Raw genomic sequence first — 12,647 nt, forward strand, 5'->3', positions numbered from 1 at the left:
TTCAGTGTCCCGGGGCTTACTCAACCTCAATGCGGCGTTTGCTCAAGATTGGCTCAAGATGCGGCGCGCTGTCACCCAACCCAGTGGCCGTCGTCGTGATACTCCGCCTCCAGTCCGTGTGGTGTCTTCTCCCATTTGTGCGGGCTGGTAAGCATCTGCCAGGCGGCCCGCCAAGCAGCAACGGAGTGCAACACCCAGTAGAACGGGTTGAGTAACGCGAAGATCGCAATCCGCCATCCGTGGCGGCGCAGGGTGGCAACCCCGGAGACGATGATCATCATGGCGTTGCCGAGCAGCATTGATACCGCACCGCCCACCAGCAGCCATGAGGGAAGCACGAGGCCCACGATGTCATACCCGATGTACGTCACCACCGTGAATCCCACCACTAAGGGGTAGGCCAGGAAAGCCAAGGGTGTTCCGAGGATCAGGCCAAGGAAACCGATGGTGCCGGCAATTCCAGTGCTCTTCATGTAGCGCAGGGAGTTCCGGGTGTTCACTGCCGCCGTAATCATGTAGCCCTTGATCCAGCGGGTTCGCTGTTTGATCCACGCCGGCACCTGCGAGCACGCTTCCTCCCACGTGGTGGAGTTGATGACGCCCACGCGGTACCCGTCAACTGCCGCCCTCAGCCCCAGGTCCGCATCCTCGGTGACGTTCCAGGGATCCCACGCGCCGACTTCCTTCAGGAGGGACGTGACGAAGTGGTTGGACGTGCCGCCCAAAGGAAGGGGAATGCCCGAGTTATCCAAGCCCGGCAGCATGGAGTCGAACCAATGCGTGTATTCGATGGTGAACATGCGGGTGAGGACGTTTTGGTCCGCATTGAAGTAGTTGAGCGCCGCTTGAACGCAGATCAGGGGTTTGCGGCTGGGGTTAAGGTGCGCGCGCTCGAATTCGTCCTGTTTGAAAGCTGCGATGGATGCCCGGAGCTGGCCCGGGTCCGGGCGGTCTTCGGCGTCGTAGATCACCACGTATTCACCACGGGCAAATGTCAGCCCATAGTTACAAGCCCGGGGTTTGGTCTGCGGATCTCCCCTGGGCACAACCAGGATGCGGACATACTCCGGAGGCCGCGAGGCCTTCGCGGCTGCGATCGTCTCGGCGTCGTCCTCTTCGAGCAGGACAAGCACATCCAGCTTTGACCTGGGGTAATCCAGCTGTCCCAGGTTGCTCAGGAGCTTGTCAATGATGTTTGCCTCGCGGAACACCGGTACCAGAATGGTGTACACGGGCAGCTCGGCATCCGGAACCCGCTCCTCGGCCAACGGCGGAAGGCCACGCCGGGCACGCTCCCGGTCCCTTGCCCGCACTACGGCGGCATAGTGCAGCTGGTCAAACGGATAGCGAAGGCTCGCCAATGATTTGAAACCGATGCTCACCAGAAAAACGATGTTGGCCGCAGCCAACAGCACAATGACGGCCGTCAGGGGCGAGATCACGAATGCAAGCATGAGTCCGGCCACGAGGACCACCGGCAGGAAACGCTGCCAGCGCGTCAAGGCAATCCGTGCGGACTCGCCTGGCCGTTCCTCGGCCAACCGCTCGGCCGACTCATAGAGAAGATGGCGGCGGAAGGAACGCTGGATGGACTGGTTGATGTCCCAATCGGTGGTGGTACGGAATTCCACCCCTGCGGCGTGGAAGCGGTGAGCTGCTTCCTCGGCTATGCCAGCTGACGGAGCCACCGCAGTGGCCACAGTCAGGACGTCATTGTCCATGCGCCACGGCAGCCACTGCGGCTCACCCAACTCGTCATAACCGAGCTGCTCCATGAGGGCGTCGGCGGGTGGCTCGGCCACCAAGTTAACCAGCGGCGCATCCCACTGCTGCGCAAGGACTTCATAAATGCGACGGCGGTCCAGGCCGGCTTCCAGGATGAGGTGCCGGCCCAACAACCCGCCTTCGCGTGCGGCCCGGTCCAGCGCCCGCTGCAGCTGTTCCGGGGTGATCAGTCCGGCCGCCAGCAGTGTCTGTCCGATCGACTGCCGGTTGAGCTGCCGATCAGCAGCGCGTGACGTGGGTGTCATGTGTCGGAGGACCTTTCATAGATCCGATGGGTGGGGGTGGAGAACACCACTGAATAGCGGACGTTGAAGGAGGGGCTTTTGACTATCGCCTGGTACACCAGGTCCGTGGGCCCGGAGTCACGGGCCCCGGTTCCCGCTTCAACGTTGACGAAGACCCATCTGGCATATTTCGCCGGGTCCGCCAAGGCGGGCCCAAAGTAGTCACCGGAGGCGCGATTGAAGATCTCCTTGAGCGGGATGCCCATGACCGGAAGCACTGCATTGCCGCGCGCACTTTCGTCCATCAGGATTCCGCCGGACTGATAGTGCTCATTGAGCCAGCGCGCAGCAGCAGTTGAGTTCGCGGTTGACTCTGCGGACATCCGTCCCTCCGCCAACACGGCGAGGCGATTGGCGGGGTCCTCAGCCCACCACAAGTTCTGCACCATAAGCCCGGCCAACAAGGCACCGATCAGCACGTACCTTGTGCGGACCGGGCGGACAAGCTCCTCCACAAATACCGCCACCAGGAGTGCCACCAACGGTAGCGCCGTGAGGGCAAACCGGTTGTTCCACCAAGTGGATGGCAACGAATGATCATTATTTATGGCGGTTTGGCCCAGGAACAGGCTCAGCAGGGCGAACGCATAAGCACTGCCGGTCACCGCCACCAGTAAGGTGCTGTTGGCGAAACCTCGCCTGAAGACCAGTACGGCGGCGCCGCACGCCGCCAAAGCGAGGACGACGACGCCCATTGTTTCCAGCAGCGACCAATGAAAAGTAGTCAGCGTGATCCCTGCGTTGCCTTTGGTAGGCAGCAGGCCGCCGTCGGTAATGTTTTTCTGCTGCGCGTACGCGGAGTACTGCCCGAACATGAACTCCAGCGGGTCGCCGTAGATGGCCCAGTTGTAGGAGATCCACCACAGCACAGCTGCGGCCGGAATCATGACGTAGCCGCACGCCATGATCAGGGCCTCGCGCCAACTGCCGGTTCGTCGCTTGGAAACAATCACCACGAACAGCGTTCCGGTCATCACCAACGCCCAGCCCTCATACCGCGACAGGACGGCGGCAGCGGAGGGAATACCGGCGAAGACGGCTAGTTCGCCTGCACTCATTCGACGACGGCTGGTTGCCCAATGCGCCAGACCTGCCATGCCGCCCACGATGCACATGATGAGCGCGGGCTCGGTAAGCGCAGTGGTGTAGACGTAAAGTATTGCCGGATTCGCCAGGACCACCAGAGTGGTCGCGAGCCGGCCGGCCCGGCCCAAGCCGAGTCGGGCCGCGATGAGATACAGCCCTGTAGCGGTGGCGGACAGCGCAAGGATGCCGAGCAGTCCCGCGGCCCAGCCCGTGCTGAACAACCACATGTTCACCACGAACGGGGCCAGCATCAGGTGCGGCATGGGCAGCCATACCGTGCCCAACTGTTCAAATCCAGGTGCCTTGCTGTCGAAGATCCGGCGGGCAATGGTGAGGTGGCTTTGGGCGTCGGAGTAGTCCAGGTTGGTACCGTGGCCGATGGTGTAGAGGCAGGCAGCGTAGCCCACCAACAGTGACACCACAGCCACGATCCTGGTGCCGGGAACCTTACGGCCTGCCACCGGAGCGCCTAGCCGCGCCCACCCCCATGCGACCAGCGCCGGCAGGGATCGCAGTGCAGGCTGCCGGTGGGCAGCCCTCGGGCGAGTGGTGACGTTAGTTGCCATGACTCTGTTCTGCCGGCTTGCCCGCCTTTTGCTCCTCAGCATCCACATACGCCCGGGCTTCCTTGGCACGCCGCGTCCTGAGCAAGGTACGCAACGCGAACGCGAGGCCCAACACCAGCACCGCCCCACCAATCCACCAGGCATAGGGGCGGTAGTCGTCCGTGACAGCCTTTTGGGGAACCAACGCATTGCTTTCCAACAACACAGGTGTCCCTGACGGCTGCGTGACCAGGAGATTCCGGGAAAGGGAAGCCCAACCACCTTCAGTGCCACTGACATGCGATGCCAGTGACTCCTGCAAGGCAGCCGCCGCGGCCGTGTCATTTTCCGGGGCCCACGCACCCAGAAGCAACACATCCCGGCCGCCCTGTTCAAAGGCCTCCAACACGCCGAACGGCGCGGAGGAACCCACGCCATATTCGACGTCGTCCGGCGAGATGGTGCGGAACTCCGCCAAGCGGAGGGGAGCCGATAGCCTGTTGGCGACATCCGCGGTGGCACCAACCACCAGACCCGACTCACTGGAGCCAGCCAGACTGTCCAGGCTCACCACGCGGGTATCCAGTAAGGACGCATTGTCCCGTTGCAAGGAAGTCACCAAGGTGGCAGCGTTGACGGTGTTCGCTTGGGCGTCCCCGTCACCGAAGGCCACGGGAACGCTCTGGCCAAAGGCCTGGGGGAAGCGTGCGAAGCCGGCTTTTGTCGAACCGCCACGGATTCCGGTGAGGGTGCTGCCCGCGGTGTCCACAGTGACCTCCATGGGCATGACGCCGGCAGGTCCGCTGCAGTCACCTCCGGCGGGGAGGGCGGCAAGCCGGATCCGCAGGCCGTTCTTCGCCTGAAGCTGCCCTGCGGGAATGTCAGCGTCCACCGTAAAGGTGTCGCCGCCGTCGAGGTTCCTGGAACTCAGCAGGTAGTCGTTCCAGAAGACTGAAAGCTGCGCCTGGGCGTTATCCGGGACTGCCGTGTGCGTGCCCTTGAGCTGTACTTTCACGGAGGAAACCGGGCCGCCGAACTGTGACTGGGAGACACCGACGTAGGACTCCGGCGCGCCGTAGCCGGACAGCTTAAGGCTGGTGCTGCCGAGGTCTTTTAGGCTCTGTGTCAGGCCGGGTGAGGCGGGCAACGCGGAGGTCAGGCCGGTCACGGAAGACGTCACGGCGAGCGCTGTCTTGTCGCTGGCAAGCGCCCTGGCGGCGGTGCGCAGTTGTTCGTCGTGGCCACTGAGGATGAGTTGAGGGAGGCCGGCGGCTGTGGCGAGCCTGGTTCCGGTTTCACCCTGATCCGGAACCACGCTGAGGACCCGGCTGCCCGCGGTGAGGCTCGATGCGAGTGCCTCAAGTTTGGCCTCCGGCACCACGCTGACGGAAGCCTGCGGATAGCGGTGGGACATCGCCGCGGCAGCGGTGATAATTGCTGCGGAAACGTCTTCGCGGGGGTCCGCGGGGACGGGAAGTACGACGGCGGGCACGGACGCCGGGAAGAACTCGCCTACCGTCGTGGGAGCTTTGGCTGTACCGCTGAAGTCCACCACCAGGTTGTTGAGGGTGGCTGTGGCGTTGGAAACGACACACATGGTTTGCGCGGCCGGAAGGAACTGCAGCCCCACGATGAGCTGCTGGTTAACAACGTCGGCGCTTGTCACTTCGGCTTCCAGGGGAATGCTGGCCGCTGCACTGGTTTCCAAGACCACCCGGCCGTTCACGGTCGCCCGCACCGTCCCTTCCGGCTTCCCTGACACCACGATGGTTCCCCTGATCCGGGTGGGATCCAGCCCCACGATCACCGGTGCCACCAGCGTCTGCTCAGCCTGGCCGGCAAGGGCCGATACGCTGGACGAGGTTTGGAGGCCTGGCCCCTGGGAGGGTGCCGCGAGGGCTCCCGGAGCAGCGGTGAAGGTAAGCGCCAAAGTTGCGGCACAGGCGGCGATGGTGGCCGCAGCATGCAATCGGGTTCGCGGATGGGTACGGGGTGCGGCAGGGGTTCGGGTCACGTTGGCAGTCCTGGGTAACTAGCAGCGGATGTGTCCGTCAGCCGTATTAGGCCAACCTCATAGACCCTGCCGGGTGCAACTCAAGAAGACCGGTTGAGTTGGCTCAAGATTCAATCAAGTCCTCCTCGCCCCGGGCTCTGACCTGCAGTGATAATGAACCATGTGGATCGGTTGGATTGAATTCGACGTCCTCCTGGGCGATGTCCATAGCCTCAAGGAGAAGCGCTCGCTGGTACGGCCCCTCGTGGCTGAGCTCAAGCGGCGCTTCGAGGTTTCAGCCGCTGAAACGGGCATGCAGGACCAACACAGGCGGGCGCTGGTGGGTGCCGCTGTGGTGGCCGCCGACCACGCGCACCTTCAGCAAGTGCTCGACGCCGTTGAACGGTTCGTGGCTGCCCGGCCTGAGTTTGAGCTGCTGAGCTCGCGGCAGCGGGAGCTGCACAGCGAGGACTAGCGGAGACTAGTAGCCGATGACGGCCAGGCGGGTGGAGTCGAGGTGTGCATCAATGGCCTGATGCGCGGCGTCGAGGCTTCGGCTGCGGAGGGCGTCAACTATCAACTGGTGTTCACGGAGGACATCCCCGGCGCGATCGGTGCCTTGGCTGACTGCCTTGACTCCGATCCTCAGCTGCTTTTGCCGGAGGGAAGCATAGAAATCGGCAAGCACGGGGTTGCCCCCTGCCCGGACCATCAGGGTGTGGAATTCGGTATCCAGCTCAATGAACCGCGCGGGGTCTTCCCGCGCTTCCTGTTGCTGGTCAATGATGCGCTGGAAGGCGTCGATCTGGGCGTCAGGCATGGTCTCCACGGCTGAGACCGCCCACTTTTCCACTACCGCCCTGGCCTGCAGGATGGCACGGACATCGGGGTCTGAGATTGGCGGGACGTAGGCGCCTTTGTGGGGGACGCGTTTGACGAATCCCTCGGCTTCAAGACGAAGCAAGGCCTCACGGACAGGTGTCCTTGAAGTGCCGGTGGTCTTTGCCAGGACTCCTTCGTTGAGGAAGGTTTCCTCCTCACGAGGGAGCGCCGCGATGTAGCTTTTCATCCACTGGTAGGCCACTTCTGGCTGCGACTGTGCAGTGGGAGTCATCTGGATCATGCAGAGCCTTTCTCGCCTAGCCCAGTATACGAGTTGCATTCAGAACGGTGAGGGTCCCGAAAAAACTTCCGATTCAAATATAGACAGGTTGTATACAACTCGTCTACAGTCTTCTTAGTGACACCGCTCACGCACCGGAACCTCCCCGCAAAAGGACCCCCACAATGACCGAATTGAAGAAAGCAGAACTGAGGCGACAGAAGCACTCCAGCCTGCCCGTCGTTGCTGCTTCGAGCCTCGCCGGCACCGCCGTCGAATGGTATGACTTCTTTCTCTACGGCACCGCGGCCGCGCTGGTATTCAACAAGCTCTACTTCCCCACGGACGATCCAATGGTGGGCACCATGCTTGCCTTGGGAACGTTCGCAGCCGGTTTCCTTGCCCGTCCCATCGGCGCAATAGTCCTGGGACACCTCGGCGACAAGCATGGTCGTCGAGCCACCTTGGTTGCCAGCCTGATGCTCATGGGCGTGGCTACAACCCTTATCGCTTTCATCCCCTCCTACGCCGCCATTGGCCTGGCAGCACCTTTGCTCCTCCTGCTGCTCCGCCTGATCCAAGGTTTTGCCCTCGGCGGTGAGTGGGGCGGCGCCGTCCTCCTGGTCTCCGAACACAGCAATGAGAGCACCCGGCGTGCTTTCTGGTCCTCCTGGCCAAACATGGGTCCGCCCCTGGGCAACCTGATGGCCGCCGGCGTCCTGGCCATCCTGGCCGCCACCATGCCGGAGAGCGAATTCCTGGCCTGGGGCTGGCGCATCGCGTTCGGATTGTCCGCACTGCTGGTTGTCATTGGTCTTATCCTGCGGCTCTACGTGCAGGAAACCCCGCTGTTCAAGGAAGCACAGCGCAAGCGCGAAGCCGAAGGCAACAAGGAACGGAAGCTGCCACTGGCCATACTGTTCCGCCGCAACTGGCGCGAAATCCTCATCGCTACCGGCAGCCGGATGGGTGAGAACGCAGGCTTCTACATCTACTCGCTGTTCATCATCACGTACGTCACCCAGATCATGGGGCTGCAAAGGCAGACGGGCCTCACCGCAGTCATGATCGGCCAGGACGTCGCCGTCGTCGCCATTCCCATCCTCGCCGTCTACGCAGACAAGGTGGGCCGCAAACCAATCCTGATTAGTGCCTCGATCGCAACCATGGTGTGGGCCTTCGCGTTCTTCTTCCTGCTGAACACCGGCCAAGTGTGGGGCATCATTGCCGCAGCTGTGGGAGGGCTCCTGATCTTTGCGGCGTACAGCTCAGTGATCGGCGCGTTCTTCTCCGAGCTCTTCCCAACGGACGTCCGGTACAGCGGAACCTCAGTGTCCTACAACCTGGCGTCGCTGATCGCAGGTTCGTTGTCCCCCATCATCGCCCTGGCGCTCTACAGCGCTTTCGGCACCGGCTATGCGATCGGCATTTACCTCGCCGCCATGGGCCTGATCTCCATGGTCTCGGTGATGTTCGCCAAGGAAACCAAGGGCCTGAAGCTCAGCGACCTGGACAGGGACCCCACCCCAAGCCTGGATAAGGAGCAAGCATGAAAATCGCACTCGTCCAAGTGGCCAGCCCGGACTCCGAAACCCGTGAGGAACGGATTGATCGCGTGGAAGCCATCCTTCGGGGCATCAACGGCGCAGAACTCATCGTGCTTCCTGAACTCTGGAGCGCCGGCTACTTCCACTTCGATGCCTATGAGGACCTCGCGGAAACATTGGACGGGCCAACAGTTTCCATGTGTTCGCGGGTAGCGGCGGAGCTGGGTGTCTACCTTCACCTCGGCAGCATCATCGAGGCGGGTGGGGACGGCCAGCTCAGCAACACCTCCATCCTGCTGGGGCCGGACGGCAACGTGGTCCACACGTACCGGAAGATCCACGTGTTCGGCTACAAGTCCAAGGAAGCCAGCCTGCTCACTGCCGGCTCCTCACTTCCAGTAGTCCCACTGCCGTTCGGCGCCGTTGCCGGCATCACCTGTTACGACCTCCGCTTTCCTGGATTGTGGATGGAGTTGAGCCACCGAGGCGCGGACATCGTGATCGTTCCCGCAGCCTGGCCCGCTGCCAGGCGCGAACACTGGCGGTTGCTCACCACTGCCAGGGCTCTGGAACACCAGATCTTCGTGATCGCCTGCAACGCCGCGGGCAACCAGGAAGGCGTGGACCTTGGCGGGCACAGCCGCGTGGTAGACCCGGGCGGCAATGTCATCGCCGAGGCAGGCTCTGACGAAACCGTGCTGATGGTGGACATTGATCCCCGCCAGGTTCAGGCAGTCCGCGAAGAGTTTCCCGTCATTGGCGATCGCCTACCCGCCTACAACACTTTGACTGTTTAGAGGAGAACCAATGCAAACACAGGAAACCACAAGGCAAGTCCCCCTCACCTTCAGGGTGGTGGGCACCGACAGGACAATCGTGATCACCGACTTCCACGCAGTAGTGGCCGGTTACACGGGCCGCGATCCCAAGGCAGTCCAGCATCACATCGATGAGCTCGCCGCAATCGGCGTAGCTCCCCCACCGGAAGTTCCCATGTTCTACCGGATGGACTCGGACCTGTTCGAGACCTCGGGCGAGCACGAGACGTCGGAAAACCTGACATCAGGTGAAATCGAGCCCCTCTACATCCGCCACGACGGAAAGTACTACCTCGGCATCGGCTCCGACCACACTGACCGGGACATTGAAGCCCAGGACATCGGCGATTCCAAGCGGGCATGCCCCAAGCCCGTCGCAAACGAGGTGATCGCTGTCGAATCACTGGAAGACCTGGATCTCGACGCATGCACAGCCCGTTCATGGGTTGACGGCGCCCTGTACCAGGAAGGTTCGCTGAGCGGCCTCCTCAAGCCGGCCGACGTCGTCGAGCGTCTTCTGTCACGAACCGACATCGGCGACGCTGATTTCATGTGCTTGGGAGGCACGCTTCCGCTCCTGAACGGGAAGTTCGTAGACGGAACTTCCTGGAAGTTGGAGCTCTCCTTCCCGAATGGGACCACCATTGAACATAACTACAAAATCAAGAAAGGCTCACTCCGATGAGAACCGGAAAGCAGTATTTGAAGTCCCTTAACGACGGCCGGACGGTGATCCTCGACGGCGAGGTAGTCGGCAACGTCCTGGAGCACCCGGCCTTCGCGAACGTTGCCAGGACCATGGCCGAGCTGTTCGATATCGCAGCCGATCCTGCCAACGGCATGCAGTTCCACTCGGAAGAAATCAACGCACCGGCCAACCGCACTTTCGCCGCTCCCCGCACGCAGGAAGAGCTTGTCCTTCGCCGCCAAGCGATCGAAAAGTGGGCCAAGCACACTCACGGCTGGGTGGGCCGCAGCCCCGACCACGTCGGAACGTTCTTCGCCGCGTTCGGCTCCCACCCGGACGTCTTCAAGAACGACGAACGCGACTTTGCCGGCAACGTGGAGCGGTACTACAAGAAGATCCTCTCCGAGAACCTGTACCTCTCCTACGCGATCATTCCCCCGCAGGTTTCCCGCGCAACCACAGCGTCCGGTTGGGAAGGCGAATACCTGCAGGTCGGCGTCGTACGTGAAACCGAGGAAGGCATCATTGTCCGCGGTTCGCAGATGCTCGCCACAGGCGCCGCCATTGCCGACGAAGTGTTTGTCACCTGCATCAAGCCCCTGGGCCCGGACGATGTGGACTTCGCGGTCAGCTTCGCCATCCCGGTGGCAACCGACGGACTGAAGCTGTACTGCCGCCGTCCGTTCGCACCGGCTGCAACCAGCGAGTTCGACTACCCGCTGACCAGCCACTACGACGAGCCTGACGCTTTGGTTGTTTTCGATGACGTGCTCATCCCTTGGGACCGCGTGTTCATCAACCGGAACATCGAGACCCTGCGCCGCCAGTTCTTCGACACCGGCGCCCACGCCCTGGGCAACTGGCAGGCCCAGATCCGGTTCTCCACCAAACTGAAGTTCATCGCCTCCGTTGCCCGCAAAGTTGCGCAGGTCAACGGCACGGACAAGATCCCCGGAGTGCAGGAGAAGCTCGGCGAGCTCGCCGCCATTGTGCAGTCCGTTGAGTCAGCTGTCCTCGCCGCCGAATACACGGCAACCACGGACGACGCCGGCATGAGGGTTCCGGGCAAGAGCGCACTTTACGGGGCCATGGGCTTGCAGTCCGAAACGTACCCGCGCGTGATTTCCATCCTCCGCGACTTGGTAGGCGGAGGCGTCCTGCAGCTGCCGTCCAGCATCGCCGACATGACCAGCAGCGTTACCCGGCCGGACATGGAGCGCTACGTCCAGTCCCCCGGCGTTGCCAGTGAGGAACGCGTCAAGCTGTTCAAACTTGCCTGGGACATCATCGGTTCCGAGTTCGCCGGTCGCCACCAGCAGTACGAAATGTTCTATGCGGGCGCTCCGTTCGTGGTTCGCGGTGCTTACACCTACAGGAACTACGGCTATGACGCACTGGTTGCGGAGCTGGACACCTTCCTCGGTTCGTACAGCATCGACAGCACAGTCAACGGGTCCGGCACCGGCATGGAAGGAGCATAGCCATGGCAAAGCCTGAAGTGGAGTTCACACCTGTATCTTCAGTGGACTTCGCACCCTGCAACCCACACATCGAGGGCCTCTCCGAGGCCATCCTCGCCCGCGACACGGACAATGACAGCGTCACGCGCATCCTCAAGTTCGAGCCGGGGACGGATACTTCCCCCAACGGCGTACTGACGCACGATTTCTGGGAAGAGGTCTTCATCTTCGAGGGCTCGTTCGTGGATCAGCGCCTCGGGAAGACCTTCAAGGCCGGCGACTGGGCAACCCGGCCTCCCGGAATGCAGCACGGACCATGGGTTTCCGAAAACGGCGCCAAAATGTTCGAGGTCCGGTACTACACGGATCCGGCAAAAACGGAGCGGAGCAACTGACATGAGCCTGGCACCAGCCTTCACCATTCCCGATGCCATGGGTATGCGCCGCGCGATGGGCCGATTCCTCACCGGCGTTGCCGTGGTCACCACCAAACACGATGACGAGCTGTACGGGATGACCATCAGCTCGCTGACCTCCATCAGCCTGGAACCGCCCATCCTGATGATCTCGCTGAACTTCGGCACCCGCACCGGCGAGGCCCTGATGGCCAGTGGTAAGTTCGCGGTATCCATCCTGGGTGCCAAGCAGGAGTCAGTGGCGAGGCGTTTCGCCGTCCGTGGCGGCGACCGCTTCGGCGAAGGAGACTTCGACGTTACGGACAGCGGGCTTCCGGTGATCAAGGGCGCCCTCGCGCAGGCTGATTGCACGGTGGTGCAGCAGTACGACGTCGGAGATCACCAGGTCTTCTTCGGCCAGGTCACCACGTGCCGGGACCGGGACGGCGAGGTGTTGGCGTTCAAGGCCGGCCGTTTCGGCTCGTTCAGCGATTTCGGCCATGCAGAGATCCCTTGGATGTTCTGAGGACTGACTAAGAAGGCGGTGCCGGGCTCGTTGAGCCTGGCACCGCCTTTTTGTTTTCGCTTAGTCGATGGTCAACTCGCCCATGCGGTCCCAGCCACTGCCTTCGAACTGGCGGCTGATGATGTGGGGAGTCTCCGCAAGGGCCTGCGGCATGTCCGCCATGGCCTTCTTGAAGTGCTCGCTGTTAACGTGGGCCTCAGCGGCATCATCCTTGAAGGCCTCCACCAGAACAAACTCGTTGGGGTTGTCCACACTGCGGGACCAGTCGAACCACAAGTTGCCGGGCTCTTCGCGGGTCGCCTTGGTGAAGTCGGCCACCAGGTCCAGCCAACGCTCGGACCAGTCGGGCTTGACGTTGAACTTGACCACAATAAAGATCACGGACTGCTGCCTTTCGTTGCACTACAGAATCCGTTCC

12 protein-coding genes are annotated in these 12,647 nt (G+C 62.2%); 7 read left to right on the plus strand and 5 right to left on the minus strand.

From position 1 onward, the window contains the following. Positions 1–71: 71 nt before the first annotated feature. The 3 genes from ACIQTW_RS10120 to ACIQTW_RS10130 are packed head-to-tail and all read right to left on the minus strand — an operon-like array spanning position 72 to position 5,714. Positions 72–2,030, minus strand: a complete 1,959-nt coding sequence (locus ACIQTW_RS10120; protein WP_402936675.1) for a glycosyltransferase — start codon at positions 2,028–2,030, stop codon at positions 72–74. Continuing rightward, positions 2,027–3,721 (minus strand): ArnT family glycosyltransferase, encoded by a 1,695-nt coding sequence (locus ACIQTW_RS10125; RefSeq protein WP_402936677.1) that lies wholly within the window; start codon positions 3,719–3,721, stop codon positions 2,027–2,029. The genes ACIQTW_RS10120 and ACIQTW_RS10125 overlap by 4 nt, the downstream gene beginning before the upstream one ends. Then, complete coding sequence (locus tag ACIQTW_RS10130) at positions 3,711–5,714, minus strand: cellulose biosynthesis cyclic di-GMP-binding regulatory protein BcsB (protein ID WP_402936679.1); 2,004 nt, start codon at positions 5,712–5,714, stop codon at positions 3,711–3,713. The genes ACIQTW_RS10125 and ACIQTW_RS10130 overlap by 11 nt, the downstream gene beginning before the upstream one ends. A gap of 160 nt (positions 5,715–5,874) precedes the next feature. Between ACIQTW_RS10130 and ACIQTW_RS10135 the strand changes: the two genes are divergently transcribed. Further along, positions 5,875–6,168 carry a DUF503 domain-containing protein gene (locus ACIQTW_RS10135; protein ID WP_402936681.1) on the plus strand — a complete coding sequence of 98 codons (294 nt, stop codon included), beginning with the start codon at positions 5,875–5,877 and terminating at the stop codon, positions 6,166–6,168. A gap of 6 nt (positions 6,169–6,174) precedes the next feature. Here the strand turns inward: ACIQTW_RS10135 and ACIQTW_RS10140 are convergent, their stop codons facing one another. Continuing rightward, on the minus strand, positions 6,175–6,816 hold the full coding sequence (locus tag ACIQTW_RS10140; RefSeq protein ID WP_402936683.1) for a GntR family transcriptional regulator: 642 nt from the start codon (positions 6,814–6,816) through the stop codon (positions 6,175–6,177). A 164-nt stretch (positions 6,817–6,980) separates the two neighbouring features. On the opposite strand from ACIQTW_RS10140, the gene ACIQTW_RS10145 reads away from it, so the two are divergent. From ACIQTW_RS10145 to ACIQTW_RS10170, 6 genes are read left to right on the plus strand one after another with little or no spacing between them, the layout of a single operon-like run. Next, positions 6,981–8,348, plus strand: a complete 1,368-nt coding sequence (locus ACIQTW_RS10145; protein WP_402936685.1) for an MFS transporter — start codon at positions 6,981–6,983, stop codon at positions 8,346–8,348. Beyond that, entirely contained in the window at positions 8,345–9,139 is a 795-nt protein-coding gene (locus ACIQTW_RS10150) for a carbon-nitrogen family hydrolase (protein WP_402936686.1), read from the plus strand. Before ACIQTW_RS10145 ends, ACIQTW_RS10150 begins: the two co-directional genes overlap by 4 nt. Positions 9,140–9,149: 10 nt before the next feature. Further along, on the plus strand, positions 9,150–9,845 hold the full coding sequence (locus ACIQTW_RS10155; RefSeq protein ID WP_402936687.1) for a DUF2848 family protein: 696 nt from the start codon (positions 9,150–9,152) through the stop codon (positions 9,843–9,845). Next, positions 9,842–11,329 (plus strand): 4-hydroxyphenylacetate 3-hydroxylase family protein, encoded by a 1,488-nt coding sequence (locus ACIQTW_RS10160; RefSeq protein ID WP_402936688.1) that lies wholly within the window; start codon positions 9,842–9,844, stop codon positions 11,327–11,329. Before ACIQTW_RS10155 ends, ACIQTW_RS10160 begins: the two co-directional genes overlap by 4 nt. 2 nt (positions 11,330–11,331) lie before the next feature. After that, a complete protein-coding gene (locus tag ACIQTW_RS10165) occupies positions 11,332–11,703 on the plus strand; it encodes a cupin domain-containing protein (protein ID WP_402936689.1) in 372 nt (123 codons plus the stop codon). Position 11,704: 1 nt separating this feature from the next. Further along, positions 11,705–12,229, plus strand: coding sequence for a flavin reductase family protein (locus ACIQTW_RS10170; RefSeq protein ID WP_017198389.1), 525 nt, complete (start codon positions 11,705–11,707; stop codon positions 12,227–12,229). A 60-nt stretch (positions 12,230–12,289) separates the two neighbouring features. Here ACIQTW_RS10170 and ACIQTW_RS10175 read toward each other — a convergent pair whose 3' ends face one another. Continuing rightward, positions 12,290–12,610: a putative quinol monooxygenase gene (locus ACIQTW_RS10175; RefSeq protein ID WP_402936690.1), complete on the minus strand. Its 321-nt coding sequence runs from the start codon at positions 12,608–12,610 to the stop codon at positions 12,290–12,292. Positions 12,611–12,647 lie beyond the last annotated feature (37 nt).

It is taken from the genome of Paenarthrobacter sp. NPDC090517, assembly GCF_044769165.1.
Lineage (GTDB): Bacteria > Actinomycetota > Actinomycetes > Actinomycetales > Micrococcaceae > Arthrobacter.

Bases quoted from the DNA above. Each gene is read 5' to 3' on its own strand.
- ACIQTW_RS10160 (WP_402936688.1), top strand. From the start codon at position 9,842: ATGAGAACCGGAAAGCAGTATTTGAAGTCCCTTAACGACGGCCGGACG.
- ACIQTW_RS10165 (WP_402936689.1), top strand. From the start codon at position 11,332: ATGGCAAAGCCTGAAGTGGAGTTCACACCTGTATCTTCAGTGGACTTC.
- ACIQTW_RS10170 (WP_017198389.1), top strand. From the start codon at position 11,705: ATGAGCCTGGCACCAGCCTTCACCATTCCCGATGCCATGGGTATGCGC.
- ACIQTW_RS10120 (WP_402936675.1), bottom strand. From the start codon at position 2,030: ATGACACCCACGTCACGCGCTGCTGATCGGCAGCTCAACCGGCAGTCG.
- ACIQTW_RS10140 (WP_402936683.1), bottom strand. From the start codon at position 6,816: ATGATCCAGATGACTCCCACTGCACAGTCGCAGCCAGAAGTGGCCTAC.
- ACIQTW_RS10150 (WP_402936686.1), top strand. From the start codon at position 8,345: ATGAAAATCGCACTCGTCCAAGTGGCCAGCCCGGACTCCGAAACCCGT.
- ACIQTW_RS10125 (WP_402936677.1), bottom strand. From the start codon at position 3,721: ATGGCAACTAACGTCACCACTCGCCCGAGGGCTGCCCACCGGCAGCCT.
- ACIQTW_RS10155 (WP_402936687.1), top strand. From the start codon at position 9,150: ATGCAAACACAGGAAACCACAAGGCAAGTCCCCCTCACCTTCAGGGTG.
- ACIQTW_RS10145 (WP_402936685.1), top strand. From the start codon at position 6,981: ATGACCGAATTGAAGAAAGCAGAACTGAGGCGACAGAAGCACTCCAGC.
- ACIQTW_RS10135 (WP_402936681.1), top strand. From the start codon at position 5,875: ATGTGGATCGGTTGGATTGAATTCGACGTCCTCCTGGGCGATGTCCAT.